General features: G+C 65.4%; 20 protein-coding genes and 1 pseudogene. 13 read left to right on the forward strand and 8 right to left on the reverse strand.

What is annotated here, in order from left to right; translation table 11 throughout:
- The first annotated feature begins 38 nt into the window (after positions 1 to 38).
- Entirely contained in the window at positions 39 to 866 is an 828-nt protein-coding gene (locus tag IVB13_RS14660) for a hypothetical protein (RefSeq protein WP_247489339.1), read from the forward strand.
- On the opposite strand, the gene IVB13_RS14665 is transcribed toward IVB13_RS14660, so the two are convergent.
- A complete protein-coding gene (locus tag IVB13_RS14665) occupies positions 863 to 1,816 on the reverse strand; it encodes an alpha/beta hydrolase (protein WP_085384409.1) in 954 nt (317 codons plus the stop codon). The genes IVB13_RS14660 and IVB13_RS14665 overlap by 4 nt on opposite strands.
- 992 nt (positions 1,817 to 2,808) lie before the next feature.
- On the opposite strand from IVB13_RS14665, the gene IVB13_RS14670 reads away from it, so the two are divergent.
- Together IVB13_RS14670 and IVB13_RS14675 are read left to right on the forward strand one after the other, a co-directional pair.
- Complete coding sequence (locus tag IVB13_RS14670; protein ID WP_247489341.1) at positions 2,809 to 4,299, forward strand: amidohydrolase family protein; 1,491 nt, start codon at positions 2,809 to 2,811, stop codon at positions 4,297 to 4,299.
- Between the two features lie 3 nt (positions 4,300 to 4,302).
- Positions 4,303 to 5,232 carry a GTP-binding protein gene (locus tag IVB13_RS14675; protein ID WP_247489343.1) on the forward strand — a complete coding sequence of 310 codons (930 nt, stop codon included), beginning with the start codon at positions 4,303 to 4,305 and terminating at the stop codon, positions 5,230 to 5,232.
- Between the two features lie 10 nt (positions 5,233 to 5,242).
- Here the strand turns inward: IVB13_RS14675 and IVB13_RS14680 are convergent, their stop codons facing one another.
- The gene (locus IVB13_RS14680) at positions 5,243 to 5,620 is read right to left on the reverse strand and encodes a tautomerase family protein (RefSeq protein ID WP_026232569.1); all 378 of its coding nucleotides are present in this window, start codon (positions 5,618 to 5,620) and stop codon (positions 5,243 to 5,245) included.
- Between the two features lie 110 nt (positions 5,621 to 5,730).
- Between IVB13_RS14680 and IVB13_RS14685 the strand changes: the two genes are divergently transcribed.
- Positions 5,731 to 6,330 carry a TetR/AcrR family transcriptional regulator gene (locus IVB13_RS14685; protein ID WP_247489345.1) on the forward strand — a complete coding sequence of 200 codons (600 nt, stop codon included), beginning with the start codon at positions 5,731 to 5,733 and terminating at the stop codon, positions 6,328 to 6,330.
- A gap of 3 nt (positions 6,331 to 6,333) precedes the next feature.
- Here the strand turns inward: IVB13_RS14685 and IVB13_RS14690 are convergent.
- Positions 6,334 to 6,807: pseudogene (locus IVB13_RS14690) on the reverse strand (hypothetical protein).
- 84 nt (positions 6,808 to 6,891) lie between these two features.
- Here IVB13_RS14690 and IVB13_RS14695 point away from each other — a divergent pair.
- The 5 genes from IVB13_RS14695 to IVB13_RS14715 all read left to right on the forward strand — a co-directional run bounded on the left by IVB13_RS14695 (position 6,892) and on the right by IVB13_RS14715 (position 15,392).
- The gene (locus IVB13_RS14695) at positions 6,892 to 7,437 is read left to right on the forward strand and encodes a hypothetical protein (protein WP_247489347.1); all 546 of its coding nucleotides are present in this window, start codon (positions 6,892 to 6,894) and stop codon (positions 7,435 to 7,437) included.
- A 175-nt stretch (positions 7,438 to 7,612) separates the two neighbouring features.
- Positions 7,613 to 9,295, forward strand: coding sequence for a cache domain-containing protein (locus IVB13_RS14700; RefSeq protein WP_247489349.1), 1,683 nt, complete (start codon positions 7,613 to 7,615; stop codon positions 9,293 to 9,295).
- A 12-nt stretch (positions 9,296 to 9,307) separates the two neighbouring features.
- Positions 9,308 to 9,973 carry an aspartate/glutamate racemase family protein gene (locus IVB13_RS14705; RefSeq protein ID WP_247296136.1) on the forward strand — a complete coding sequence of 222 codons (666 nt, stop codon included), beginning with the start codon at positions 9,308 to 9,310 and terminating at the stop codon, positions 9,971 to 9,973.
- A 126-nt stretch (positions 9,974 to 10,099) separates the two neighbouring features.
- The gene (locus IVB13_RS14710) at positions 10,100 to 13,405 is read left to right on the forward strand and encodes a carboxyl transferase domain-containing protein (protein WP_247489351.1); all 3,306 of its coding nucleotides are present in this window, start codon (positions 10,100 to 10,102) and stop codon (positions 13,403 to 13,405) included.
- A 109-nt stretch (positions 13,406 to 13,514) separates the two neighbouring features.
- On the forward strand, positions 13,515 to 15,392 hold the full coding sequence (locus tag IVB13_RS14715) for a sigma-54-dependent Fis family transcriptional regulator (protein ID WP_247489353.1): 1,878 nt from the start codon (positions 13,515 to 13,517) through the stop codon (positions 15,390 to 15,392).
- A 189-nt stretch (positions 15,393 to 15,581) separates the two neighbouring features.
- Here the strand turns inward: IVB13_RS14715 and IVB13_RS14720 are convergent, their stop codons facing one another.
- Positions 15,582 to 16,151 carry a flavin reductase family protein gene (locus IVB13_RS14720; RefSeq protein WP_247489354.1) on the reverse strand — a complete coding sequence of 190 codons (570 nt, stop codon included), beginning with the start codon at positions 16,149 to 16,151 and terminating at the stop codon, positions 15,582 to 15,584.
- 57 nt (positions 16,152 to 16,208) lie between these two features.
- Positions 16,209 to 17,306 carry an LLM class flavin-dependent oxidoreductase gene (locus tag IVB13_RS14725; protein WP_085360501.1) on the reverse strand — a complete coding sequence of 366 codons (1,098 nt, stop codon included), beginning with the start codon at positions 17,304 to 17,306 and terminating at the stop codon, positions 16,209 to 16,211.
- Positions 17,307 to 17,545: 239 nt separating this feature from the next.
- On the opposite strand from IVB13_RS14725, the gene IVB13_RS14730 reads away from it, so the two are divergent.
- The 3 genes from IVB13_RS14730 to poxB all read left to right on the forward strand — a co-directional run bounded on the left by IVB13_RS14730 (position 17,546) and on the right by poxB (position 20,923).
- Positions 17,546 to 18,460, forward strand: a complete 915-nt coding sequence (locus IVB13_RS14730) for a 2-dehydro-3-deoxygalactonokinase (protein ID WP_085360499.1) — start codon at positions 17,546 to 17,548, stop codon at positions 18,458 to 18,460.
- A 13-nt stretch (positions 18,461 to 18,473) separates the two neighbouring features.
- Positions 18,474 to 19,106 carry a 2-dehydro-3-deoxy-6-phosphogalactonate aldolase gene (locus IVB13_RS14735; protein ID WP_247489357.1) on the forward strand — a complete coding sequence of 211 codons (633 nt, stop codon included), beginning with the start codon at positions 18,474 to 18,476 and terminating at the stop codon, positions 19,104 to 19,106.
- A gap of 80 nt (positions 19,107 to 19,186) precedes the next feature.
- Positions 19,187 to 20,923 (forward strand): ubiquinone-dependent pyruvate dehydrogenase, encoded by a 1,737-nt coding sequence (gene poxB / locus IVB13_RS14740; protein ID WP_204512305.1) that lies wholly within the window; start codon positions 19,187 to 19,189, stop codon positions 20,921 to 20,923.
- Here poxB and IVB13_RS14745 read toward each other — a convergent pair.
- Positions 20,920 to 21,285 (reverse strand): hypothetical protein, encoded by a 366-nt coding sequence (locus tag IVB13_RS14745; protein WP_166517536.1) that lies wholly within the window; start codon positions 21,283 to 21,285, stop codon positions 20,920 to 20,922. The genes poxB and IVB13_RS14745 overlap by 4 nt on opposite strands.
- Positions 21,286 to 21,354: 69 nt before the next feature.
- Positions 21,355 to 22,263, reverse strand: a complete 909-nt coding sequence (locus IVB13_RS14750; protein ID WP_204512304.1) for a PaaI family thioesterase — start codon at positions 22,261 to 22,263, stop codon at positions 21,355 to 21,357.
- A gap of 148 nt (positions 22,264 to 22,411) precedes the next feature.
- Here IVB13_RS14750 and IVB13_RS14755 point away from each other — a divergent pair, with 148 nt between their 5' ends.
- Positions 22,412 to 22,732, forward strand: a complete 321-nt coding sequence (locus IVB13_RS14755; protein ID WP_247489359.1) for a hypothetical protein — start codon at positions 22,412 to 22,414, stop codon at positions 22,730 to 22,732.
- A gap of 38 nt (positions 22,733 to 22,770) precedes the next feature.
- Here the strand turns inward: IVB13_RS14755 and IVB13_RS14760 are convergent, their stop codons facing one another.
- On the reverse strand, positions 22,771 to 24,240 hold the full coding sequence (locus tag IVB13_RS14760) for an amidase (RefSeq protein WP_247489361.1): 1,470 nt from the start codon (positions 24,238 to 24,240) through the stop codon (positions 22,771 to 22,773).
- Between the last annotated feature and the right edge of the window lie 32 nt (positions 24,241 to 24,272).

Raw genomic sequence — 24,272 nt, forward strand, 5'->3', positions numbered from 1 at the left:
CGTATGTTCTCCGTTCATCCCCTGCCGGATTTTGCCGAGTGGAAATCGAGCGAGTACTTTTCGAGCTACGCAACCTCATCGATACGATGCCAAACTTTCACAATTCGGCATCCAACACCCCGGAAGGGCGAATGTGGCTCGGTCGTGCCGCGGCTATGGTCGAAGCCGGCGGATCGTCGCTCGATGCAGCGGGGTTCGTACTCGCGATGGACGCCGTCATCGGGGAATCGAACTCCTATAGGCATGGGCAAGCGGTCTCTAAAGCGGCTAGCATTCTCTTTCGAACGTTTGCGCGTGTAGAGTCACAATCGACTCCCAACTTGCAAGGCGCCTATATTCCCGCCGGCAACTCGTTTGATGCACTCGCCGCTATCGCTCGAGTTTTCAGCTTAGCGACGACTGAGCTATTCATTGTCGATCCCTATTCTGATGAGAAGCTGTTGCGTGATTTTGCACCGCTCGCGGCGGAAAATGTTCTGCTTAAGATTCTGGTCGATCCGTTTTATGTGAAATCGTCCCTTAAGCCCGCCGTCGAGCGCTGGCAAAGCCAGTTTCAAAATCGGCCACTGGAGGCGCGTTTAACTTCGCCTCGCCAACTGCATGATCGCCTGATCATTGTTGACGACAAAGAAGTTTGGATAGTCACTCAGTCGTTCGCTCATTTGGCGGAACGGGCGCCGGCCTCCGTAACGCGATTCGAGTCAGAGGCGGCCGATTCTAAAATTGGACAGCTACCGTACCATGTGGGCTGCCGCACAGCCGATATAAACCAACCAGGGCGCGCCATTCGCGTGCGACACTGCAAAACCAAACCGTTTCGTGCGCACGAGCAAGCTTCTAGCGACCTGGCGCAGGCGCTCTCCTAAGCGATCGTGCCGTCGATCGAGCGGCGGATCACCCGCTGCACTTCGGCATTCGACAGAAAAAGATCGTGGTTGATGATGCCCCAGCCTTCCGCTGACGCATCGACCACGCGTACGCCGAGGCGCGCGATGACGGCTTTTTCGGCGGCGCCGACCCTGGTCATTCCACCTGCGATCTGTCCCGACAACGCCAGTGCGCGATCGTTCGTCGCGGCGATCACGGTGATTTTGCCCGCAAGCGGACCGATGCGCTGGATCGCTGACGAGAACACGTCCATGTCGATATCGGGCGCGGCAAACACCACGGCGCCGATCTTGCTCGTCACTGTGTCGCCGTATCGCGCATAGAGCTGACGCAGGCTTTCGAGCGACAGCATGGTTCCCATGCTGTGCGCAACGATGTTCACGCGGCCGGTGCCTGGCGCCGACACGAGTGTGGAGAGCACGCGCTCGAACTCGTCGCGGGACCACATCGCACTGTCGCGGTCATAGGCATAGTCGAACAGTCCTGCCTTGGAGGGCCAGGAGAACACCATGGTCCGGCCGCGGAACTTGATCCCATCGGAGAGATGGGCGCCATCCAGCACCGCCGTCTCGAACGTCTGCTTGAAGCCGTGCACATAGATCAGCACGTCTCCTCCGCCGGCCTGCGCAACGAGATCGCCAACGTCGGCCGACACCGGTTCGACCCGGTCAAGGCGCCAATCGCCAAGTCCAACCGAGGCCAGAGAAAGGCGGCTCTCGTCCGGCGCCCCCAGCTTCGCCCGCGCGATTGTCATGGTCGTCGCGCGCTCCGGCCCGAACCAGGGCTTCGTGCGACCGCCGTTCACCGGCTTGCGCGTGGTGGTGACGAGCAATGTGGGGTCAAGGGATAGCGATGACGCGTCGAAACGCGCCCCGGTCGCACCCAAGCCGGCGCATCCGCCAAGCGCGAGGGCGGTCCCCGCCGACATAAATCCGCCGAGGAGAGCGCGGCGCGAAATAGAATGACGAGGGTCGCGTTGCAGGAGACGTCGAGCGATCACACGAAACCTTTGGGAACTTTGCCCACCGTAGCGCCCCGCTACATCTCTGAATGACAATGGGGGCGAGAAGACGGCGGAGCTGCTCTGCGGTCCATTGCATGGTCGTGCAGTCCATCGTCTCCGCCGGTAGAGCGAAACAGCCACAAACGCAAGTCAATCCCTCTCCGCAAAAATATTCCAGTTTACCGAAATTCGGAAATATCGTATGTGTCGGCCATCCCAGCCCACAAAAGGGGCGGTCGTACGTCGTCACGAACGCGGGTTGGGAGTTGCGGTGGACGCGGGCGGCGTTAAAGGCGGGCTTGTGCGTGCAGGGCGAGATGAACCTCGTGAGCATGGCACGAACCGCATTGACGGACGGCGCTCAAACCTCGCGAAGCCTCTGGCGAAGCAGGGCCATGTCCTGCGAAGCTTGGGCGAAGCAGGATGCCTGCGTACGGCGAAACCGTGTGGTCTTGGCCGTCGTTGCTACGGTCAAGCCTTTGCGAAGGCGTCATCGCGTCAACCGGCGCGGTGCCGTGCATTTCGCGGAGGTGACGGAGGCAAGAAGGAACTCGTCTCCGGGGAGAGCGCGGCATAGGCCGTCAAACCATCGCGCAGGGAAGGCCTGGTCTCGGCTGCCCTGTGTCTCCCCTGTGCATTGCGTGTGCAATCAGTTCGCATGGGGGTTTTTATGGGTGCCAGCCGGCGCCCGGTCTTCCCTGCGCCCTTTCTTTTCGAGGGGGTGAAGCGAGAAGCATAGCTCGGGCAAAACATGCCGCGAGGCTGCGAGCGCGTGTCCGCGACCCGCATGCAAACTGACCTCCCTTTCGAGCCTCCCTTTCGAGCTTCCTTGCGAGCATGATGCGTCGGCATCGGTGGAGGTGGTCGTCCCTCCCGGAATCTGCCTTGATGCGAATTCAGCGCGGAGGAATTTTGACATGAGCGGCTTGGTGATCTCTGGCGGCCGGGTGGTGGATCCCGCCAGCGGAATGGACGCCATCGGGGATGTGGCGGTCGTGGACGGCAGGATCGCCGCGGTTGGCGCCTCGCTCGGAAGCGCCGAGCGGACAATCGACGCGACGGGGCTAGTGGTCGCCCCCGGCTTCATCGACCTGCACGCGCATGGCCAGTCGCTCCCCGCGGATCGGATGCAGGCGTTCGACGGCGTCACGACGACGCTCGATCTCGAAGCGGGCGTGCTGCCGGTCGGGTCCTGGTATGAGCGCCAGGCGCGGAAGGGGCGCGTGTTGAACTACGGCGCGGCCACCAATTGGGCTTTCGCGCGTATTGGCGCGATGACGGGCTCCAATGCGGAGAGCTCGCTGGAGGCGTTCGGCAACGCCATGCGCGATCGCCGCTGGATGGACAACGTGGCGAGCGATGCGGAGGTTGCCGGCATCCTCGAGCGCCTTTCGCGCGGCCTGAACGAGGGCGGCATCGGCATCGGGATCTTGAACGCCTATGCGCCGGGCGCCGGCGTGCAGGAGCTGACCGCGGTCTGCCAGCTCGCGGCCGCGCAGGACGTGCCGACCTTCACCCATGTCGCCTACATGTCGCGCATCGATCCCGAGAGCGCGGCGGAAGCCTATATCCGCCTGATCGGCTATGCCGGAGCCACCGGCGCGCACATGCACATCTGCCATTTCAACTCGTCGAGCAAGACCGACGTCGAGCGCTGCCGCGTGCTGATCGCGAAAGCGCAGGCGCAGGGCCTGCCCATCACGGTCGAGGCCTATCCCTACGGCACCGGCTCGACCGTGCTGGCGGCCGCCTTCTTCAGCGACCCCGAATTCGTCGAGCGCAACGGCACCGGTTACGATTCCGTGCAGCGGGTCACCGACGGCCATCGCTTCAGCGATCGCGAGGAGCTCCTGAAGGCGCAGGCGGAAGAGCCGTCCTCGCTGGTGCTGTGGCACATCCTCGACACCGAGAACAATGCGCATCACCGCGACCTCCTCGACATGTCGGTGCTCTATCCCGGCGGCGCGATCGCCTCCGACGCGATGCCGTGGACGGCGTCGGACGGCAAGACCTACACCGGCGATGCCTGGCCGCTGCCGGATGACGCCACCTCGCATCCGCGCTCGGCGGGCTGCTTCACGAAATTCATCCGCGAATGGGTGCGCGAGCGCAAGACCGTGTCGCTGCTCGAAGGCGTGCGCAAATGCGCGCTGATCCCGGCGGAGATCCTGTCGCAGAGCACGCCCGCGATGCGCGCAAAAGGTCGGCTCGCGAAGGATGCCGATGCCGACATCGTCGTGTTCGACTACGAGAAGCTCTCGGACCGCGCGACCTTCACGGCGATGAACCGTCCCTCCGAAGGCGTGCGGCATCTGATCGTCAGCGGCCAGCCGTTAATCACAGATGGTGTGCTGGACGTCGCGGTGCGGCCCGGCCGTCCCGTGCGCCGTCCCGTCGTCGGGAGCTGAGACATGCCGGTCCCCATTCTCCTGGTGACGGGCTTTCTGGGGGCCGGCAAGACCACTGTCGTGAACCATCTGCTGGCGCATGCGGAGGGGCGGCGGATCGCCGCTGTGGTCAACGATTTCGGTGCGATCAACATCGATGCCGAGCTGATCGCGGGCGCGAGCGACGGCGTGGTCAGCCTCGCCAATGGCTGCATCTGCTGCTCGCTCGAAGGCGACCTGCTGCGCACGCTTGCGACGCTGCTGCGGCGTGATCCGAAGCCGGAATACATCGTCATCGAGACCAGCGGCGTCGCCGATCCCGCCGAGATCGTCCGCAATTTGATGGATCCCGTGATCCTGCGCGAAGCGCCGTTGGAAACGGTGCTCTGCGTGATGGACACGGCGACACCGCCGGCCGCTCTCGACGACGCGCTGCACCGTTCGCAGCTGCGCGTCGCCGACATCGTGGCGCTGAGCAAGCTGGATCTGGCGGATGAGGGTGCGGGCGCGCATATCCGCGAGGCCATCCGCGCGCAGCGCGTTCCTGCCGTGGTCGTCGACGCGCAGCACGGCGAGATTCCGTCCGCGCTGCTGTTTCCCGCGACCGTCGATCGTGCGCCCGCGCCGCGCAAATCCGGACCGAAGCGTCCGGCAGAGCAACGCTTCGAAACGCTGAGCTGGACCTCGAACCAGCCACTTTCGCTGGCCCGCCTGCAGCAGGCGATCGGCCGACTGGCGCCAAAACTCGCGCGGGCAAAAGGCCTGTTCGAGACCGTCGAGCAGCCGGGGCGCCAGATGGTGTTTCAACTCGCCGCCGGCCGCGCCACGCTGGCCCCAGGCGAAGCGCCGACGCCGGGCGTGCCGTGCGCGCGGATTGTCTTCATCGTCGAGCTAGGCGTGCTCTCGAAGGCGGAGCTCGACGGGATCATGGAGACCTGCGTTGCGGATCGTTGAAGCTGCCGCTTCAGGCGAATTGTGCGATGCCGTTTCCAACGGACCAATTCTCCGCGGGCGCATCGAGGACGTTGACGAACACGTCCTCGGGGCGGAGGCCCGGTTTTTCGCCGAGCAGGTCCGCGATCCGCCGGTACAGGGCCTTCTTCTGCTCGGGGGTGCGCGAGGCGAACACGGTGATCTGGATCAGCACGGCATCGTCGCTGCGCGTGACGCCGTAGGCATTGCCGCAGCGGAAGTTCGCGGGCGAAAGCTCGCTGATGGTCATGAACTCGTCGCCTTCAGGGACGTTCAGCGCTTCGCGCATGGCGCGGTAGAGGCCGTCGAGGATCGCCTGCCGGTAGACTTCCGGCTTTCCGGCGCGCATCGAAATGTGGAGGAGAGGCATCGCGAAATCCTCATTGACGAAAGGGCGCATCGGCCCCAGCTTGTTTTTGACGCGGCGTCAAGAAATCATGTTTTTGACATCGTGTCAAATATGCTTGGTAGGAGCAAAGCTTGAGGCCGCGCGAGTTCGACCACGACGATGTCCTGCGTATCGCCTTCGACCAGTTCTGGCGCAAGGGCGTCCGCGGCACCTCGCTGTCGGATATCGCGCGCGACGCCGGTGTCCAGCGCGGTAGCCTCTACAACGCCTTCGGCAGCAAGGAGGCGCTGTTCCTCCAGGCCTACGAGCGCTACGCGGGCGATTATCTCGTCGCCCTGCAAAAGGCGCTGGGTGCGGGCTCATTGCGAAAACGCCTCACCGCGTTCTTCGACCTGACCATCAGCAACTTCCGCGCCGGCACGCCCCCGCGCGGATGTCCGACGACGCGCGGGCTGATGGAGCTCGGCGCGGCCGAAGGCGAGGGGCTCGACAAGGAGGCGCGGCAGGCCTTCGCGAACCTCATCTCGCGCATCACCGTTCTGGTTCAGGAGACGTTGTCGGCGGGTGCGGCGCGCGGTGAATTCAACGGCAATTCCGCGTCCGCAGCGCTGCACATCATCACGGTGACGCGCGGCCTCGCCGTGCTCGAACGTGCCTTCGGCGACGAGCCCCAGCTGCGCAAGATCGCGTCCCACACCATCGATCTCGTGCTCGGCAGGAAGGGCGGCTAGGGGTCAGCAGACCGCGAGCGCGTTGACCGCCCGCGTCATCACGGTCTCGTTCTCGTTGCCGACGAACTGGCAGACGACAGTTTGGAGCTCGCCCGGCTGCTTGCCGCGTGCGACCGCCAGCAGCCGCATCAATTCCGCCTCGTCCTTCGACAGGCGTCAGCACGATGGCGGCATGAAGCACAATTGGCAAGGCCGGCCGCTGCGCAGGATTCTGACCAGCGCGGCAACGCGTGCGACCAGCAGCGGACTGTCGGTGATGCCAGGCGCCTCGTCGGCAAAGCGATAGGCCGCCTCCCAGCAATCGGACGCGCCGGTCGCATAGGCGGCAGCGATGAACCGGAACAGCGAGAGCGTGACGCGGCCAAAATCATCGTAACTCTCGACGTCAGGCCGCGTCGCAAGCGCGGCCTGAAGCGGACAGAGCCGCGCCTGGCCGGCTTCCGTGACAGGCACAGAGCCGCAACTATCCTGCATCATGCGCGATCCCGGTCAGTGCAACGTGGGGCTTCCGACCAGCCAGCTCTTCATCGCCATCGTCTGGTCATGGTCCAAAGATGGAACGTGCCGGTCGGGCAGGATGAGGCCCGCCATGCGGAAGATCGTTGCAAGCCCCCGCACGGGCGCGAGAGCCCAATCGGCGCCGACCGGCGGCAACCAGCATTCGAATTGCTCGCGCGCGATATCGTCACGCTCTTCTGCGCGGCGGCGATCGCCCGCAACATGCCGTGCTCGCTGTCGGACATGCGCGGGCAGGTCGGGCAGTGCACCGCGATCGCCGTATGCGCCGTGCAGGCAAAGATCTCGATGATGGATTCCAGCGAAGGCACGGCGTCGCCCACGCCAAAATGGTCGTACACTTGCTGGATGTCGGCCGCGGTCGGAACGGCGCTTCCGCTGCGTGCCTTGGCCCGAAATCCCCAAATGAAGAGCCGTTCCGCTGCGCTTAGCGCCGGAAGGTCGAGAGAGACTGTGGCTGTCGATCGATGCATTGAGCCTCTGGTCTCTGGCTGCGCCCACGTCCCGGCAGGCGCCGATGATCTGCATCGATCGTTCCGTCAGAGCCCCCTGCAAGTCAACGCTCGGAGGGGCGATGTCGAGGTCTTCTAGTTTTGAAGAGTTCGCATCTCGGATGCAGCCAGCTTCGCGAGCCTGCGAGCCGTCTGCGGCATGCCGGTAGGATGCTATGGAGTTTTGCGGGGTGGGGGAACCCGAATGCTTAAAGCTTTGCTAAGGGGCGCGGGATAAACTGGCATATCAGCCCTTCCAAATCTTGCGAGCACCGATGTTTTTCTCCCGCATCAGTTTCAAGCTGGTCCTGATTGTCGGCATCAGCCTCCTTGGCATGATCGCGCTGGCGCCGATCGCGCTTTCGACCTTGCGCGCGCAGATGATCGCGGATCGTCAGGCCAAGACGCAGCACATGGTCGACGTCGGCTACGGCATCCTGGCGCACTACCAGAAGCTCGAGAGCGAAGGAAAACTCCCGCGCGAGCAGGCCCAGGCCGGCGCGATCGCGGAGATCAAGAGCCTGCGCTACGACAAGGTCGAGTATTTCTGGCTGAACGACATGACCCCCAAGATGGTCATGCATCCGATCAAGCCCGAGCTCGATGGCAAGGATCTCTCCGGGATGAAGGATCCGTCCGGCAACGCGCTGTTCGTCGGCTTCGTCGACGTCGTCAAAAAGCAGGGCGCGGGCTTCTATAGCTACCTCTGGCCGAAGCCCGGCTTCGACCAGCCGGTCGGGAAAATCTCCTATGTGAAGGGCTTTGCGCCCTGGGGCTGGATCATCGGCACCGGGATCTATCTCGACGACGTCGACGCCGTTTTCCGCCAGAATGCGATGACCTTCGCCCTGGTGTGCCTGGTCGTGTTCGTGCTCGTGCTCGGCGCCTCCTTCGTGATCGGCCGCAGCGTGACCCGGCCGCTGGCGAAGATCACGGCACTGACCGACCGCCTCGCCGCGGGCGACAGCGCGTTCGACGTGCCCCATACCGATCGTCGCGACGAGATCGGCGGGCTCGCCAAGGCGCTCGCCGTGTTCAAGGACAATGCGTCTGCGGTCGGCCGCATGCACGCCGAACAGCAGGAGACGAAGCAGAAGGCCGACGAGGAGAAGCGCAAGACGATGACCGACCTCGCCGGCAAGTTCGAGGCGAACGTTCAAGCCGTCGTCCGCGACGTGTTCAAGGAGGCGCGCGCGATGCAGCAGGCCGCGCAGGGCATGTCCGAGACCGCCGACAAGGCCACCGACCGTGCGAGCCTCGTCGCCACCGCTTGTCAGCAGGCCTCGAGCAACGTGCAGACGGTGGCCTCCGCCGCCGGGCAGCTGTCGTCCTCGATCGCCGAGATCAGCCAGCGCGTCGCGCAGGCTGCAAGCGTGGCCGACAAGGCCGCCGCCGACGGTCAACGCACCAACGACACCGTGCAGGGACTTGCTGCAGCCGCGCACAAGATCGGCGAGGTCATCGACCTCATCAACCAGATCGCCTCGCAGACCAATCTGCTCGCGCTCAACGCCACCATCGAGGCGGCGCGCGCCGGCGAGGCCGGCAAGGGTTTTGCAGTGGTGGCAAGCGAAGTGAAGTCGCTGGCGAGCCAGACCGCGAAGGCGACCGACGAGATCGGCGCGCAGATATCGGCGATCCAGGCCGAGACCAACCAGGTGGTCGGCAACATCGACAGCATTCGCAAGACCATCATGGAGGTCAACGAAATTTCCTCGTCGATCGCCGCAGCCGTCGAGGAGCAGGGCGCCGCGACGGCGGCGATCGCGCACAGCGTACGGGAGGCCGCCTCCGGCACCGACCAGGTTTCGCAGAACATCTCGGGTGTGACCGACGCGACGGCGGAGACCGGCCAGGCCGCCGGCCTCGTGCTGCAATCGAGCGGCCGGCTGTCGCAGAAGCTGCAATCGCTGGAAGACGAGGTCAGTGCTTTCGTTGCGGGGGTACGGGCGGCCTAGTATAGCAGGAGAATGAGCGCGCGCATTCTCCTGATCAATCCGAACAGTTCTGTGGCGACCACTGAGATGATGGTCGCCATCGCGAGGTCGGCCGCCGTGGACGGCTTCGACATCGACGGCGCGACCGCAACGCGCGCGCCGCAAATGATCGTGACGCCGGATGCGCTGGATGCAGCTTCCATCGAAGTTCTGGAGATCGCGCAGTCGAACCGGCATGCATGCGACGGCATCATCGTCGCGGCGTTCGGCGATCCTGGGTTGGCCGGGATCAAAGCCGCGGTTAAACGGCCCGCGGTCGGTATCGGTCAGTCCTCCATGCTGGCAGCCGCCGAGAACGGCCGTCGCTTCGGCGTGGCGACCACGACGCCGCTGCTGGAATCGAAGATCGACGCCGTGCCGGACGCGCTGGGGTTGCGATCGCGTTATACCGGCGCCCGCTTCGCCAAAGGCGATCCGCAAGACCTGATGGGCGATCCGGCGCGATTGCGTGCGGCGCTTGCCGGCGCGGTCGAGGCCTGCATCGCACAGGATGGCGCGGAGGCGGTCATCATCGGTGGCGGCCCGCTGGGCGAAGCTGCGTGCGAGCTTCAGCCGATGTTCACCGTGCCGATCATCGCGCCGATCCCGTCTGCCGTGGCGCGGATTATTCGCCTCATCACGGCGCGCGCGACCGACTGAAATTCCGGCCCGCGGGAACGGTCGTCGGGACCGCGTTCTTGCCCTTGACGGCCTCGGTTAAAGTGACGAAGCAGAACCATGGGACCTGCCGACCCGCGCTTGGGCACGCGGGCATGGAGACGCTGCATGTCGTTCAAGAAGCTCCTGATCGCCAATCGCGGCGAGATCGCCATCCGTATCGCGCGCGCCGCCGCCGATTCCGGCATCGCGACGGTCGCGATCCATCCCGCGGACGATGCGATGTCGCTGCATGTGCGGGTTGCCGACGAGGCCGTCGAAATCCCCGGTCGCGGCGCGCGGGCCTATCTCGACATCGAGGCCGTGGTCAAGGCGGCGAAGAGCGCAGGCTGCGACGCCGTGCATCCCGGCTACGGCTTCCTCAGCGAGAACGCTGCGTTCGCGAAGGCCTGCGCCGATGCAGGCATCGCCTTCGTCGGGCCCCAAGCCGCGGCGCTCGAGTTGTTCGGCGACAAGGTGGCGGCACGGCAACTGGCAAAGCGCTGCGGCGTCCCGATCATCGCCGGCACCAGCGGGCCGTCCTCGCTGGAGGACATCGCGGCGTTCTTCACCTCGCTCGGCAGCAACGCGGCGATCGTGATCAAGGCAATGGCCGGCGGCGGCGGGCGCGGCATGCGCGTGGTCGAGCGCGCTGCCGATCTCGCGGAGGCCTATGCGCGCTGCCAGTCCGAGGCCAAGGCCGCGTTCGGCTTCGACGGCGTCTATGCCGAGCGGTTGATCCGGCAGGCGCGCCATATCGAGGTGCAGATCATCGGCGATCGCGACGGCGCGATCTCCCACCTCTGGGAGCGCGAATGCACCATTCAGCGCCGACACCAGAAGCTGATCGAGGTGGCGCCGAGCCCGTCGCTCAGCGACGGCTTGCGTGGCCGTATCATCGCGGCGGCGAAGCAACTCGCCGTGGCCGCGTCGTACGACAATCTCGGCACGTTCGAGTTCCTGGTCGACGGTGCCGCCGAAGACAGTTTTGCCTTCATCGAGGCCAACCCGCGGCTTCAGGTCGAGCACACCGTGACGGAAGAGGTGCTCGGCCTCGACCTCGTCCGCGCCCAGCTCGCGGTTGCTGCCGGCGCCTCGCTTGCCTCGATCGGCCTGGCGCAAGGCTCGATCCCGAAACCGCGCGGCTATGCCATGCAGTTGCGCGTCAACATGGAGACGCTGGACGAGCTGGGGGCGACGCACCCGACCGGCGGCGTGCTCGCCGTGTTCGAACCGCCGTCGGGTCCCGGCGTCCGCGTCGATAGTTTCGGGTATGCCGGCTACAAGACCAGCGCCGCCTTCGACTCGCTCCTGGCAAAGGTCATCGTGCATACGCCCGGTGAAGCCTGGCACGACGTGGTCGCCAAGGCTTCGCGCGCCTTGCGCGAGTTTCGGATCGACGGCGTCATCACCAACATCGCCTTCCTCCAGGCGGTGCTGGCGCATCCCGACTTCAGGTCCAACCGCATCGCGACCGACTTCATCGATTGCAACATGGGCAAGCTCGTCGAAGCCGCGGATGGCGCGGCCAAACCACTTTATTTTGCAGCGACGGAGCGAAACGGCGGTCCCGGCACCGAGGCGCATACGGCACAGACCGTGCCCGAAGGCACAGTGATGGTCGCGGCACCCTTGCAGGGGACCATTGTCACTATTCAGGTGAAGGAAGGCGAGGTCGTGCGCCCGGGCCAGCAGCTCGCCGTGATCGAATCCATGAAAATGGAACATCTGGTCATGGCCGAGCAGGGCGGCCGCGTCACGAAGCTACTCGCCGGCGACGGTATCACGCTGATGCATGGCGAGCCGATCATGTATCTGGAGCCGCTCGACGTTGCGGCGGACGCGTCGGCAACGGAAACCGATGTCGATCTCGACCACATCCGTCCTGATCTCGCCGAACTGATCGCCCGCCAGGCCAACACGCTCGACGAAAATCGCCCTGCCTCCGTCGAGCGCCGCCGCAACACCAATCAGCGCACCGCGCGCGAGAATGTCGCGCAGCTCGTCGACGACGACTCGTTCATGGAGTACGGCAGCCTTGCGATTGCGGCGCAGCGGCGCCGGCGCAAGCTCGACGATCTCGTCAAGAACACGCCGGCCGACGGCCTCGTCATGGGCGTCGCGACCGTGAACGCCGAGAAGTTCGGTCCCGAAGGCGGGCGCTGCATCGTCGTGGCCTACGACTACACCGTGCTCGCGGGCACGCAAGGCCACATGAACCACAAGAAGATCGACCGCATGCTGACGCTCGCGGAAGACTGGCGCGTGCCGCTGGTGTTCTATGCCGAGGGCGGCGGCGGCCGCCCCGGCGATACCGACCGGCTCGGCATGACCGGGCTTGATGGTCCGTCCTTCGTGCAGTTCGCAAGGCTCTCGGGTCTGGTGCCGGTTATCGGCATCGTCTCCGGCTATTGCTTCGCCGGTAATGCCGCGATGCTCGGCTGCTGCGATGTCATCATCGCGACCAAGAACGCCTCGATCGGCATGGGGGGCCCCGCGATGATCGAAGGCGGCGGGCTCGGCGTCTATCACCCGGCCGAGGTCGGTCCTGTTACGTTCCAGTCGCCGAACGGCGTGATCGACATCCTCGTCGAAGACGAAGAGGAGGCAACATCCGTTGCGCAAAAATACCTATCCTATTTCCAGGGCGCGGTGACGGAGTGGCAGGCCGCCGACCAGCGCCTGCTGCGCCGCGCGATCCCCGAGAACCGACTGCGCGTCTACGACATCCGCAGCGTGATCGACCTCGTCGCGGATAAGGAGGCCGTGCTGGAGCTGCGCCGCGACTACGGTGTCGGCATGATCACAGCGTTGATTCGCATCGAAGGGAAACCGTTCGGCCTGATCGCCAACAATCCGCGCCATCTCGGCGGCGCGATCGACGCCGATGCCGGCGACAAGGCCGCGCGCTTCCTCCAGCTCTGCGACGCCTTCGATCTGCCGATCGTCTCGCTGTGCGACACGCCCGGCTTCATGGTCGGCCCGGAAGCCGAGAAGACGGCGATCGTGCGTCACGTCTCGCGCATGTTCGTGACAGGCGCGAGCCTGACTGTGCCGTTGTTCGGCATCGTGCTGCGCAAGGGCTATGGGCTGGGTGCACAGTCGATGATCGGCGGCGGCTTCCACGCCTCATTCTTCACCGCGGCGTGGCCGACCGGCGAGTTCGGCGGCATGGGCCTGGAGGGTTACGTCCGCCTCGGCTTCCGCAAGGAGATGGAGGCGATCGCCGACCCCGTCGAGCGCGAGACTTACTATCGCAACAAGGTCGCCGAGCTCTATGCCAACGGCAAGGCGGTCTCGATCGCCTCCGTGTTCGAGATCGACAACGTCATCGACCCCGCCGAGACCAGGCGCTGGATCATGGCGGGCCTGCGCTCGGTGCCGAAGCCGCCGGCGCGGACTGGGAAGAAGCGGCCCTGTATTGATACGTGGTGAGGGCGGTGCAGCAATTCTGATTGCGCTTCGCCGCGTTCCCGGTTCCCGATTGACATCCCCGCCTGCGGTGCCAGACTTTGCACAATAACGCAGGGTGGAGACGTCCGCGATGGCCAGCCTTTCGGCCTCGAACCATGTCGCCCGTGTCTTGTCCGTCGCCAATCAGGTTACAGACCGCTTGGCCGACGTCGATGCCTCTTCGCGCATTGCCAATTCCTGGCGGCGCTGCCTGGTCAGCCACAAGCTCGATCCCGGCCGTCAGGGGCCGCCGCAGACGCTCACCGAAGCCGAGATCCGTCACGTCGCCGAACCCATGGAGGAGACGATCCGGCTTGCAACACCGGAGCTCGACGACCTCGCCCGGATACTGCGCGGTGCCGGCTATTGCGTCAACCTGGCAGACGTGAACGCAACCATGCTGTTCAGCCGCCTGCCCGGCGAGGCCGACGCACGACTATTCATGGACTGGAAGATCTACACAGGCTCGAATTTTTCCGAGGCCTCCGAAGGCACCAATGGGCTCGGCACCGCGCTCGCCGAGCAGAAGCCGATCCTGGTGCATCGCGACGAGCATTTTCGCGCGCAGTGGCACATGTTTTCCTGCGCCGTGACGCCGCTGTTTGACCAGGCGGGACGGCTCGCAGGCGCCGTGAACATCACCTCCTGCCGCGAGGACCTCGAACGCACCGCACATCAGCTTGCGCTCGCGGTGACGATGGAGGCAACGCGGCGCATGGAGGGCGCGATCTTCCGCAGTCATTTCCGCAACGCCTGGATCGCGACCGTGCCGGGCGACGGCGGCAGCGGCCTGCTCGCCTATGACGACGATCGCCGAATCGTCGGCGCCTGCCGTTCGGCGCGCGCACTGCTGGGTCTCACCGACGGCTTGATCGCAGCCGGCATCGATCTGTCGCGCTATGTCAAATTCGACCATCCCGCCGCGCGCGACGCAGACGATCTCGTCGAGCTGCGCCGGGCCGATGGCAGTTCACTAGGGCACGGCCATGTCGCGCCGCCGCTGCGGGCGAGGGCCTCGACCCGTCCGCTCGCGCCGCGCCGCGATGCACCGGTCGATCGCTTCGATGCGCTGCAGCGGCTCGCCGGACGCGATCCCAGCCTGATCAGGAGCGTGAAGCGACTTAGAAGCATCGGCGATCGCAATCTGCCGGTGCTGCTGCATGGCGAGACCGGCGTCGGCAAGGATGTGTTCGCCCGTGCCATTCACGCAGGCGGCAATCGCGCACGCCACAACTATGTCGCGCTTAACTGCGCGGCGATGCCGGAAAGCCTGATCGATGCCGAGCTGTTCGGTTACGAGGCCGGCGCCTTCACCGGCGCGCGCCGCGACGGCTCGAAGGGCCTGATCGTGCAGGCCGACGGCGGCACGCTGTTCCTCGACGAGATCGGCGACATGCCGATCGCGCTGCAGACGCGGCTGCTACGGGTGCTGGAGAACCGCGAAGTCTGGCCGCTCGGCGCGCTGAAGCCCGTGCCGGTCGACATTCGCCTGATCAGCGCCACCCATCGCGATCTCGGCCGCATGGCCGAGGAGGGCGCCTTCCGCACCGACCTCTATTTCCGTCTGCGCGGCATGGAGGTGCGGCTGCCGGCCTTGCGCGAGCGCGCCGACCGCGACGACGTCATCCGCCAGATCGCTCACGAGGAGGCGCCGAATTGCTCGCTCTCGGACGAGGCCTGGGCGCGGCTCGCGGCCTATCCCTATCCCGGCAACATGCGCCAGCTTCGGCATGTGCTGCGGCTCGCCGGCTGCACGGCGGAGGACGACGTCATCACCGATGCCGACCTCGATCTGCCGCCGTTTGGTGGAAGGGCGGAGCCGGATCTCGCAGCGGCGGAGCGCGCGGCGATCGTCGAAGCCTTGCGCAAGCATGGCGGCCGCGTGACGGAAACAGCGCGCGCGCTGAAGCTGAGCCGCGCCACGCTGTATCGCAAGATCAAGCAGTTGAAGATCGAGACGACGCAGTAACGATCTTTCTTCCCTCTCCCCTTGCGGGAGAGGGCGGCTCGCCGCGAACGCGGCGAGACGGCGAGGGGTATCTCTCCGCACTTGACTCTCTTGCTTCTGAGTCCGCGGAGAGATACCCCTCATCCGGGGCTTCGCGCCACCTTCTCCCGCAAGGGGAGACGGGAGCGGCAGCGAGCCTCCTGGCGCTCTCTACGAAAAATCGCTCCAGCTCAGATGTCGCGAGTCGAGGTCGCCGACTGTCACGGTGCCGCGGATTTCGCGCGGGGCGTGGAAGCTGCTGCGCAGATACACGAGCGGCGCCGCGCCGTCGGAATGCGATGCGCCGCGCACCTCACCGACGAAGATCGAATGCGTCGTGGTCTCGAATTCCTGCGCCAGCACGCAGTCGAATGCGGCGACCGCATCGCTCAGCACCGGCGCGCCGGTCACCCCGCGCGTCCACTCCCCGAACGCAAAACGGTCGTCGCCATTGACGCCCTTCTGGCCACTGAAGGTGAGCGCCAGGAGGGCGTGGTCCTCATGCAGGAAGTTGATCGCGAACGCGCCTTCCTCGCGGATGCGCGCGTGCGCACTGGCGTTGCGGTTGACGCACACGATCAGGGATGGTGGCGAGTCCGACAGTGAGCAGGCCGAGGTCACCGTCAGCCCCGTGCGCTTGCCGTGCTCGGCGCCGACCGTCACCAGCGCGACCGCGCCGGCGCACTGGCGCATCGCCTGCTTGAAATCCTTAGCGTCGAAAGCACTGGCGTCCACCCTCACGCGGAAATCTCCGAAATGGATGCGGGTGCGGCACGATCGCGCCGCACCCGCGCCGGGTCAAGCCGCCTTCTTCGCGGAGCCGAGATGCTTCAGGCGCGGCATCACCTCGTTCTTCAGCATCGACAGCGAGTGATGCCAGGCTTCAGCCTTGTGCTTGTAGTCGAAGCCGAACACCAGCAGCACGCCGAAGCCGCCGACCTCCTCGTAGATCTTCTCGATTTTCTCGGCGACGGTCGCTGGCGAGCCGACGATCCAGTTCCGCTTGGCGCAATATTCGACGGTGACGTCGCTATCGGGCACGTCGGGCGCGTGCTTCAGATAGTCCTTGAAGCCGAAATGGCCGAGCAGCGGCAGGAAGTACTCGCCCATCATCCGGCCCATCATGTCGCCGGTCGAGAGCCGCCACGCTTCCTCGTCGGTATCGGCGACGAACACCTCGCGCACCAGCCGCCAATCGGCCCGGTCCGGCTTGCGCCCGGTCTTGGCGGCACCGGCTACAACCGAATCCCAATGACTGCCGACATAGGCCGGGTTCAGGTTGAGGCTCATTGGAATGAAGCCGCGCTCGCCGGCGAGCTTCAGCGTGTCCGAGTTCTTCGAGAGCCCAGCGACGCCGATCGGCGGGTGCGGCGTCTGCAACGGCTTGATGTGGGGTTTCAAGAAGTCGAACATCGTGTCCGGCTTGGTCACCGTCCAGAATTTGCCCTTGTAGGTCCAGGGCGCGGGATCGCTCCACATCTTCAGAATGATCTCCAGCGCCTCGCGCGTCATGTCGCGGTTCTGTCCGCTCATGCCGTCGACATTGAACATGGCCCAGTCGCTCGGCAGGCCGCTCGCCGCGACGCCGAAATTGAGCCGACCTCCCGAGAGGTGATCGAGCATGGCGACGCGGTTGGCGAGCTCGGCCGGGTGGTGATAGGGCAGCAGGAAGCCGCCCGGCCCGATACGGATATTCTTGGTCTGCATCAGCGCCTGCGCGATCAGCAGATCGGGCGTGGGATTGGGTTCCCAGGGCGCGGTATGGTGCTCGCCGACCCAGGCCTCCTGATAGCCGAGCTCGTCGAGCCAGCGCATGACCTGCAGGTCCCAGTCGTTCCCTTCCTTCAGGCCGCACTCCGGCGGGTGCGAAGGCATCGTGAAATAGCCGATCTCCATGGGTTTCCTCATCTGATGTTGACGCGTCTTATTGCGCGGTTCACGGACGTGAGCAGGGTTGCTTGAGCAAGCGGTGTGCCACCGCTCCGCAAGCGGTGTGCCAGCGCTACAGCGGCTCAGTCCCGCGAGAAAACGCTGGTTTGCGGCGGCAATAGCCGATATCCCGTGGCGAATTTGCGGGCCGTCGTCTCATTGTCGCGAGACGGCGTCTTGCCGGTGAGACGAGGACGAGAACCGAGATGACCGAACCCGCTTACGTCGCGGTGGACTGGGGCACCAGCAGCTTCCGGCTCTGGTTGATCGATCGTACCGGCGTAGTGCTGGCCGAACGCCGCAGCGGCGAGGGCATGCTGGCGGCGGCAAAGACCGGCTTCGCGGCCGTGCTGCAATCCCATCTTGCCGCCGTCGAAGCACCAGCTCATCTGCCGGTTCTGGTCTGCGGCATGGCCGGCGCCAAGACGGGCTGGGTCGAAGCCGGATATGTCGATACACCCGCGCCGCTCGCGGCCGTCCTGGAGCAGGCCGCGCACGTGCCGGGCGAAGCACACGATATCCGCATCCTGCCGGGTATCGCGCAGCGCGATACAAGAGCGCCGGACGTGATGCGCGGCGAGGAGACGCAGCTGCTCGGCGCGCTTGGTCTCGATGCCGCAGGTGAGGCGCTGGTCTGCATGCCCGGCACGCATTCGAAATGGGTACGCCTGAAGGACGATACGATCGCGCATTTCTCCACCTTCATGACCGGCGAGCTCTTCAGCGTTGTGTCGCGCGAGACGATCTTGTCGCTTGCGGTCGCAGGCGCCGAAGACGCCGAGGACGTCGCGAGCTTCAAGGCGGCGGTGAGAGCTGCGTATGAGGCGCCGTCGTTCGCGGCCAATTTTCTGTTCAGCGCGCGCTCGCGTCAGCTTCTGTTCGGGAGCACACCGGCCGCGGCGCGCGAAACGTTGTCGGGCACTTTGATCGGCATCGAGCTGGCCGCCGGGCTCTCCGGCGCCGTGCCGAAAGCAGGCATTACGTTGATTGCCTCGGGGCGGCTCGCGATGCTGTACAAGTTGGCTTTCGATGCGTTGTCGGTCACCGTGAACCCCGTCGATGCCGATGAAGCGGTCCGCCGCGGTCTGTCGATGGCGGCTGCCGCGATCTGGACGAAATGAGAGGACTGTTGAAATGAGCGTTCCCTTTCCGGCGATGAAGCGGCCACTGCTTGCGATCCTGCGCGGCGTGAAGCCCGAGGAAACGCAGGCCATCGTCGGCGTGCTGATCGAGGCCGGCATGACCGCGATCGAGATCCCGCTAAACTCGCCCGATCCGTTCCGCTCCATCGCCACCGCCGTCAAGCTCGCGCCGGCCGGCGTGCTGATCGGCGCCGGCACGGTGCTGACCACAGCGGATGTCGATCGGCTCAAGGATGTCGGCGGCAAGCTGATGGTCTCGCCGAATGTCGATACGCAGGTGCTCACACGTGCGCACCAATACGCCATGGTCACGTTGCCGGGCGTGTTTTCGCCGACCGAGGCGCTGCTGGCCGCGCGCTCCGGCGCCTCTGGCCTGAAGTTCTTTCCGGCAAGCGTGCTCGGCGCGTCCGGCATCGCCGCGATCCGCGCCGTGCTGCCGGCCGGCGTGATGATCGCCGCCGTCGGCGGCGTCTCCGACCAGAATTTCGCGGAGTACATCGAGGGTGGCGCGACGGCGTTCGGGCTGGGCTCCAACCTCTACAAGCCCGGCATGACGGTAACGGACGTTGCCGCTCGCGCAAAATTGACGATCGCGGCCTACGATCGGGCGATTGCGAAAGACTGAAGCAGCAATAAACAAGCCGTGATGCCGTCACGGTTGCGCGTTATCCTATCTTGCCGCAGAGGCGAGATCAGGAGACCGACATGGCAATCAACAACGTGGCCGATCTGTTCGTGGCAACGCTCGAACAGGCTGGCGTCAAGCGCATCTACGGCATCGTCGGCGACAGTCTCAATGCGCTGACCGAAGCGCTGCGGCGGCGCGGCACGATCGAATGGATCCATGTCCGGCACGAGGAGGTCGCGGCCTTCGCCGCCGCCGGGGAAGCGGAAATGACGGGCAGCCTTGCGGTGTGCGCGGGCTCGTGTGGTCCCGGCAATCTGCATCTGATCAACGGCCTGTTCGACGCCCATCGCAGCCGCGTTCCCGTGCTTGCGATCGCCGCGCAAATTCCGACCGCCGAGATCGGCAGCGGCTATTTCCAGGAGACGCATCCGCAAAACCTGTTCCGCGAGTGCAGCCATTATTGCGAGCTGGTCTCCGATCCGAGTCAGCTTCCCTACGTGCTGGAAAACGCGATCCGCGCGGCGGTCGGCATGCGCGGCGTCGCCGTTGTCGCCATGCCGGGCGACGTCGCCTTCCGCAGCCCACCCAAGCGCGCGCTGTCGACGGCGCGTGGCCTTGCGCTGTCGGCGCCGAAGGTTGTGCCGCAGGCGGATGAGTTGAAGGCGCTTGCGGATCTCCTGAACGGCGCCGAACGCATCACCCTGTTCTGCGGTCGCGGCTGCGCCGGCGCGCATGCGCCGCTGATGCAGCTTGCGGAAGCCTTGAAGAGCCCGATCGTGCATGCGCTGGGCGGAAAGGAGCATGTCGAATACGACAATCCCTACGATGTCGGCATGACCGGCTTCATCGGCTTCTCCTCCGGCTATGCCGCCATGCACGCCTGCGACGCGCTGGTGATGCTCGGGACCGATTTTCCCTACAAGCAGTTCTTCCCGACCGATGCCAAGATCGCGCAGATCGACATCCGTCCGGAAAATCTCGGGCGCCGCTGCAAGATCGACCTCGGCCTGGTCGGCGACGTCAAGCTCACCCTCGAGGCGCTGCTGCCGCTTCTGAAATCCAAGACGCAGCGCAAGCACCTCGACGATGCGATCGCGCATTACAAGAAGGCGCGCGAAGGCCTCGACTCGCTCGCCAAGGGCACGCCGGGCAGCAAACCAATCCATCCGCAATACCTGGCAAAGGTCATCAGCGACCATGCGAGCGATGATGCGGTGTTCACCGCCGATGTCGGCACGCCGACGGTGTGGGCCGCGCGCTATCTCGAGATGAACGGACGCCGCCGGCTGATCGGCTCGTTCGTGCACGGCTCGATGGCCAACGCCATGCCGCAGGCGATCGGCGCGCAGGCCGCGCAGCCCGGCCGGCAGGTGATCTCGCTCTCCGGCGACGGGGGCTTCACCATGCTGATGGGCGATCTGATCACGCTGACGCAGATGAAGCTGCCGGTGAAGGTGGTCATCTTCAACAACGGCGTGCTCGGCTTCGTCGCACTGGAGATGAAGGCGGCCGGTTTCGTCGACACCAATGTCGATCTGGAGAATCCGGACTTCGCGGCGATGGCGCGCGCGATGGGTATCTTCGCAAGGCGGGTCGAGGATCCCGGCGAGCTTCCAGGTGCGATGAAGGAGATGCTGGCCCACCACGGACCGGCGCTGCTCGATGTGGTCACCGCCAAGCAGGAGCTGTCGATGCCGCCGACCATCACGCCCGAACAGATCAAGGGCTTCAGCCTCTGGGTCTTGCGCGCCGTGATGAACGGCCGCGGCGACGAGGTCGTCGATCTCGCCAAGACCAATTTGCTGCCGCGCTAGCCGCGCTTGACCGATGGCACGGGCAGCCGCTCATGGCGGCGCTGGAAGCGTTGCCAGTGCAGCACGATCCCGATCAGCAGCGCCGGCACGAAGCCGAGCGCGATCAGAAAGTGGGGCAGCTGCGTTGGCGAGATGAACGCGATGCCGATGTCGGAGATCAGCCAAAGCGCGGCGAACATCACCGCGAAATCGGTGCGCGGGCAGCGCAGATAGTAGAACACGGCGGTGATGACGACGGCGGGTCCGATGGCGATGCCGATCATCACCGTCGTCAGCTCCTTCGGCGTCAGCGCGTCGAGCACCATCGCTGCCAGCAGCCAGAGCGCGGCGAACATGGCGATGATGTCGAGCGGATGCCGCAAGCCAATACCTCTCGTGAGGGGACGCGCTATCGTTGTGGCCCAGACCTTGGCCGTCAAGGGAAAATGCGCCTATTCCTCGTCGTTTCCGGGCGTCGGCCGCAGCATGAAATGGCCGAAGGCTGTGGCGATCGGCTTGTTCGCATCGTCCTGCCAGGCCCGTGCCTCGAAGGCGACGATGCGCCGGCCCTGTTTCACGATCGAGACGTTGGCGAACGTGTCGAGCGCGCGGCCGGAGCGCAGATAGTTGACGGTCAGTCCGATCGGCTTGGGCAGTGCGGTGGCGCCGAGTTCACGGGCCACTCCGAAGATCGCGGTGGTTTCGAGGAAGGCGCCGGTCATGCCGCCATGGATCGCAGGCAGAATCGGATTGCCGATGATCTTTGGCGAGAACGGCATCGTCAGTGTGCCGTCGTCGTTGACGCGAATGCCGAGGCAGCGTGCGAACGGGCTGTTGGCGAACGGGCCTTCCGGATCGTCCGGCGCCTCCAGCCTCGGGATGCCGGGCGAATCCATCCTGCGATCCGCGAGCATGTTGGTGCGGTTGGCGCCGATCATGAAACAGGCGGTCGCGGTCGCGACCGGATCGTCCTCGGACTCCTGATAGGCGGTGGAGCGCACGAAGGCAATCGAACGCGTGGTGCGGTAGCAGACCGAATGCGCCTTGATGTCGAGGCCCGGCGTTGCCGGCTTCTGATAGTCGATGCGCAGATCGAGCGTCGCGATCGCGCTTGTGCCGTCCAGCGCGAGTTGCACCGCCATGCCGCAACTCTCGTCCAGCATCGCGGTGACGACCCCGCCATGCAGGACGCCGGTCTCGGTGTCACCGACAAAGACCGGCCGGTAGGGCAGGCTGGACCAGGCTTCGCGCGGTGCGAAGCGGTCGAGCTGGAGCCCGCTGATCTGGCCGTAATCGGAGCGGCGACCCTTGATCGCCTCGGCGAGGTCCTCGAACGAAAGTGTGGTCGGTGAGCTGGACATGAGGACGTTCTAGACCAGTGGCGGGCGCGGCGCAAAACCCCGAATGCGCGTCCCACGGTGGGTGCCGGGGGCGGTTTGGCCTCGACAGGGCGGGCCGAAGCAACGATGGTGGGCGCCTCGTTCGTTCGACCAGCCGTAAGGAGTGCCCATGGCCGATCCCGAAACGCCCGTCACCAGCCAGGGGCCCGTCATCATTTCGACATCGAGCTCGGAGCGGGCGCCGATCATCTATTTCGACGGTGCATCCTGCTTCGGCCACCACAACGGCGCGATTCAAATCGAGCTTGCGGCGAACCTTCTGATGCCGGTCGGCGCCGCCGTCAGGGTTGATGTGGTCCAGACCGCGCATCTGCGTTGCAGCGTGGCCGCGGCGCTGGCTCTGCGCGAAGCGCTCGAAAAGGCGCTGGCAATGTACCGGCAGGGCCAGCAGCAGCCCCGGCCGGAGGAAATTCCCTCGGTGAAGAACTGAGGCCGTTCGCGGATCGCAAGTTAATGCGATCAACTCGCTCAGCTCACATGCACCTTCGGCTTCCTGCCGTCGTTCCACTTGCCGTCGAGCGCGCGCTCGATCTGGGCGGCGAGTTGCAGCAGGAGGCCGTCATTGGCCTGCTTCGCAATCGCCTGGATGCCCAGCGGCAGGCCGTGGTCCTGCGTGGCCATCGGCATCGAGATCGCCGGCATGCCGCAGAGATTGGCGAGCGGCGTGAAGGCGAAGAAGCGCCAAAGATTGCCGAACCAGTCGAGCACGTCGGGGTTGTCGGAGATGGTGAGATATTCCCGGGTGCCGACCTTCGGCGTCGGCAGCGCCGTGATCGGGGTCAAGATCACGTCCCACTGCTCGAAGAAGGCGCCGAAGGCGCGCGAGGTCGTGTTGAACACGCCTTGCATCTTCGCCCGCTCGGCGAAGCTCGTATGCCGGCCGGCTTCCCAGATCCGGATATTCATGGGTTCGATGAGATCTTCCGGCGGCCGTTCCAGTCCGCGCGCGGCGAGCATGTTGGAGATCACCACGGCAAAATTCGAGATGTAGCAGGTGGTCTGCGCCTCGAACGCGGCGCGGAAGTCGATTTCGGGCAGGGCGTAGTCGACGTGATGGCCGAGGCCTTCGAGGAAGCGGCCGGCCTTCGCCAGCTCGGCCGCGATCTCGGGCGTCGCGGTGTAGTCGCCCCAGCTGTGCGACAGCGCGATACGAAGCTTTGACGGGTCGCGCTTGATCATCTCGGAATAAGGCTGCGCCGTGGTCCAGAACGGCATGAATTCGCCGGGCGCCGCTCCCCTTGCATGGTCGACGAAGGCGGCGGTGTCGCGCACCGAGCGCGACTGGCAGCCCTGGATCGAGACGAGGCCGGTGAGATCGGACATGTGCGGTGCGAGCGAGAACACGCCGCGCGAGACTTTCAAGCCGACATTGCCGTTGACGCCGGCGGGAATGCGGATCGAGCCGCCGCCGTCAGTCGCGTGTGCGATCGGCACCACGCCGGCCGCGACCATTGCGGCGCTCCCGGCCGACGAGCCGCAGGTGGTGTAGTCGGTGTCCCAGGGATTGCGCGTGACATAGACGGCCGGATTGTCGGCCGAGCTGCAGACGCCGAACTCCGGTGTCGTGGTGCGTCCGATCAGGTTCAGTCCGGCCTGGCGGAATTTGCCGGTCAGGAACGTGTCGGCGCTGGCGCGATTGCCGCGCATTAACAGCGAGCCCATCTCCTGGAGCCGCCCCTTCATGGTCGGGCCGAGGTCCTTCATCAGGAAGGGAAGGCCTGCGAATGGGCCGGCGAGATTGGCGCCGTCCTTAGCCGGATCGGCGATCACGTCATCGAACAGCTCGACCACGCCCGACAGTGCCGGATTGACCTTGGCAACGCCCGCGGCGGCCTGGCGCGCCAACTCCTTTGCCGTGAGCTCGCCCTTGCGGACGCGCGCGGCCAGCCCCACGCCGTCGTGCTGCGCCCATTCGTTCCAGCTCATCGGGAAAGTCATGCGATCCAAACCTCTTCGTGCGGCGCCACCTT

This window comes from Bradyrhizobium sp. 17 (assembly GCF_023073515.1).
In the GTDB taxonomy this organism is placed as follows: Bacteria; Pseudomonadota; Alphaproteobacteria; order Rhizobiales; family Xanthobacteraceae; genus Bradyrhizobium; species Bradyrhizobium canariense_D.

Coding starts and splice junctions, on each gene's coding strand:
- IVB13_RS14665 (WP_085384409.1), bottom strand. CDS start 1,816: ATGTCGGCGGGGACCGCCCTCGCGCTTGGCGGATGCGCCGGCTTGGGT.
- IVB13_RS14670 (WP_247489341.1), top strand. CDS start 2,809: ATGAGCGGCTTGGTGATCTCTGGCGGCCGGGTGGTGGATCCCGCCAGC.
- IVB13_RS14675 (WP_247489343.1), top strand. CDS start 4,303: ATGCCGGTCCCCATTCTCCTGGTGACGGGCTTTCTGGGGGCCGGCAAG.
- IVB13_RS14680 (WP_026232569.1), bottom strand. CDS start 5,620: ATGCCTCTCCTCCACATTTCGATGCGCGCCGGAAAGCCGGAAGTCTAC.
- IVB13_RS14700 (WP_247489349.1), top strand. CDS start 7,613: ATGTTTTTCTCCCGCATCAGTTTCAAGCTGGTCCTGATTGTCGGCATC.
- IVB13_RS14705 (WP_247296136.1), top strand. CDS start 9,308: ATGAGCGCGCGCATTCTCCTGATCAATCCGAACAGTTCTGTGGCGACC.
- IVB13_RS14710 (WP_247489351.1), top strand. CDS start 10,100: ATGTCGTTCAAGAAGCTCCTGATCGCCAATCGCGGCGAGATCGCCATC.
- IVB13_RS14715 (WP_247489353.1), top strand. CDS start 13,515: ATGGCCAGCCTTTCGGCCTCGAACCATGTCGCCCGTGTCTTGTCCGTC.
- IVB13_RS14725 (WP_085360501.1), bottom strand. CDS start 17,306: ATGGAGATCGGCTATTTCACGATGCCTTCGCACCCGCCGGAGTGCGGC.
- IVB13_RS14730 (WP_085360499.1), top strand. CDS start 17,546: ATGACCGAACCCGCTTACGTCGCGGTGGACTGGGGCACCAGCAGCTTC.
- IVB13_RS14735 (WP_247489357.1), top strand. CDS start 18,474: ATGAGCGTTCCCTTTCCGGCGATGAAGCGGCCACTGCTTGCGATCCTG.
- poxB (WP_204512305.1), top strand. CDS start 19,187: ATGGCAATCAACAACGTGGCCGATCTGTTCGTGGCAACGCTCGAACAG.
- IVB13_RS14750 (WP_204512304.1), bottom strand. CDS start 22,263: ATGTCCAGCTCACCGACCACACTTTCGTTCGAGGACCTCGCCGAGGCG.
- IVB13_RS14755 (WP_247489359.1), top strand. CDS start 22,412: ATGGCCGATCCCGAAACGCCCGTCACCAGCCAGGGGCCCGTCATCATT.
- IVB13_RS14760 (WP_247489361.1), bottom strand. CDS start 24,240: ATGACTTTCCCGATGAGCTGGAACGAATGGGCGCAGCACGACGGCGTG.